A 2,774-nucleotide genomic window follows, 5' to 3' on the forward strand; every position below is an offset into this window, starting at 1 on the left:
TCTCAACATTATCGCCAACCAATCTCACTTCTGGTATACGAATTTCGCCGTTGATTCTATGAGGGTTTTTCTCTTCTCTTCTTCGAGCGTTTCTGTTAAATCTTTTAATTGCTATGGTTACTAAATTTTAATTAAACTTAAATTTCAAACTTCTTTAATGTACGACTGATTTCTGAATTTATCAAATTCGTAAAATCTTCAATACTTATAGTACCTATGTCGCCTTCTCCGTGTTTTCTTACAGAAATTGTGTTGTCTTTTTCTTCTTGCTCCCCAACAATAATCATGTAAGGAATCTTATTGACCTCGGCATCACGAATTTTCTTGCTGATGGTTTCATTTCTGTGATCGCAGAGGGCGCGAATTTCGTTATTTTCTAATAAATTTAAAACTTTTTCGGCATATTTTTCATATTTCTCACTGATTGACAGTATTATAGCCTGCTCTGGCATAAGCCATAATGGGAAATTACCAGCGGTATGTTCTAGCAAGATAGCCACGAACCTTTCAATAGAACCAAAAGGAGCACGGTGTATCATCACAGGACGATGTAATTTATCATCATTTCCTTTGTAGCTCAAGTCAAAACGCTCTGGAAGATTGTAATCAACTTGTATTGTTCCTAATTGCCAACTTCTACCTAAAGCGTCCTTAACCATGAAATCTAATTTTGGACCGTAAAAAGCAGCTTCACCTGTCTCTACTACAAAGTCAAGGTTTTTTTCCTTGGCAGCATTTAGTATCGCTTCTTCAGCCTTTTTCCAATTCTCATCGCTTCCAATATACTTTTCTGGTTTTTCAGGATCTCTTAAGGAAACCTGGGCAGTAAAGTTTTCAAATCCTAACGTACCAAATACATAGAGCACTAAGTCAATTACATTTTTGAATTCTTCATCAAGCTGATCTGGGGTACAGAAGATATGTGCATCATCTTGTGTAAACCCTCTTACTCGCGTTAAGCCATGTAGTTCTCCACTTTGCTCATAGCGGTATACGGTACCAAACTCAGCAAAACGCTTGGGGAGATCTTTATAGCTCCAGGGTTTTGAGTTGTATATTTCACAGTGATGAGGACAGTTCATTGGTTTTAATAAAAATTCTTCATCCTGTTTTGGGGTATGTATAGGTTGAAAACTGTCTTCTCCGTATTTTGCATAGTGACCAGAGGTGACATAAAGTTCTTTCTGACCAATATGTGGAGTAACTACTTGTTCGTAGCCTGCTTTTTGTTGCGCTTTTCTTAAAAACTCTTCAAGTCTTGACCTTAGAGCAGCTCCTTTAGGAAGCCACAAGGGTAGTCCTTGTCCCACTTTGCTAGAAAAGGTAAAAAGTTCCAATTCTTTTCCTAGTTTTCTGTGGTCCCTCTTCTTAGCCTCCTCAAGTAATTCAAGGTACTCTTTTAATTCTTTCTGTTTTGGAAAGGAAATACCATAAATACGAGTAAGCTGTTGATTGTTTTCATCACCTCTCCAATAGGCACCTGCAACGGATAATAATTTTATGGCTTTGACTATTCCTGTGTTTGGAATATGGCCTCCACGACATAAGTCTGTAAAGGTGTCGTGATCGCAGAAAGTAATTGTTCCGTCTTCGAGATTCTCTATAAGTTCAACCTTAAATGGGTTGTTTTGTTTTTTATAAAACGCTAATGCTTCAGCCTTGCTCGCTGATCTCATCTTAAAGTCGTGTTTGCCACGGGCAATTTCCATCATTTTGGCTTCGATCTTGGGAAAGTCTTTCTCAGAAATTACATGATCGCCTACCGCTATATCATAATAGAAACCATTTTCAATAGAAGGCCCTATGGTTAACTGTACGCCAGGGTATAGCTCTTCAATAGCTTGCGCCATGATGTGTGAGGTGGAATGCCAAAAGGCTTGTTTGCCTTGGTCATCATTCCATGTATATAAAATAAGATTCCCATCGGTGGTTAGTGGAGTGGTCGTCTCAACTTTGCGATCATTGAAGCTTGCGGATATTACATTGCGCGCTAATCCTTCACTGATGCTACGTGCCACATCCATCGGAGTGCTGTTTTTTTCGAACTCCTTAACCGACCCGTCGGGTAAAGTAATCTTAATCATATTCGTATAATCATTTATATTTTAGGGCGCAAAGATAAGTCGAAGACTTTACGCATACAACTATAAATATAGCTTAAGAGGTTAAAAGCCTAAACTTTTTTTGTGAGTTGATGGTTTTAGTTGCAGTTAACCATCTTAATCTTATCCCATGAACTTTAGTTTCAGTTGCCCAGTGATGATTTAGGCGTAGTGTTTTCTATTTCCTATCAGTTTTCTATGGATATCAGCAGCAGGACTTCGACCTTATTTTATATTAATAAACTTAACCCTGATCTTTGGGACGGTTTTACGGAAATTGCTACGGTCGATATATTTACGCTGTAACAATGTTTTAGAAGTGGTATATAAACGGTATGCTAAAACCTTATTAATTGTGCTATATAATAAAGAAGGGTTTATCGGAAATATAAATATATGCATGGTGTTATGGCAATAGTCCGTTTTTTTTTCCATATTCGAATTTAATGTGGGGCATCTTCCTTGAATAGCATAGTTGTAGCGTAGGGGGGAATTTGATGGTATACTATGGATGTAATAGGAATCGATAGGAGGGTATTTTAAAGCTTGATTGGAGTAATTTCATTTTATTTTGATTTATTTTCGGGTGTAACGACTTGGTATTTAGGGGCATTAAAAATAACTGCAAAATAAAGCTAAAAAAGATTTGGAATAGAGTAAAAATAGTTTCTA

Annotated in this window: 1 protein-coding gene; it reads right to left on the minus strand. The window is 37.1% G+C overall.

The features are described from left to right. Positions 1 to 137: 137 nt before the first annotated feature. A complete protein-coding gene (gene thrS / locus VKY50_RS01765; RefSeq protein WP_324298231.1) occupies positions 138 to 2,084 on the minus strand; it encodes a threonine--tRNA ligase in 1,947 nt (648 codons plus the stop codon). Positions 2,085 to 2,774 lie beyond the last annotated feature (690 nt).

Source organism: Galbibacter sp. (assembly GCF_035306585.1).
In the GTDB taxonomy this organism is placed as follows: domain Bacteria; phylum Bacteroidota; class Bacteroidia; order Flavobacteriales; family Flavobacteriaceae; genus Galbibacter.

What these genes read in the sequence shown, in the direction of transcription:
- thrS (WP_324298231.1), bottom strand. Translation starts at nt 2,084, where the DNA reads ATGATTAAGATTACTTTACCCGACGGGTCGGTTAAGGAGTTCGAAAAA.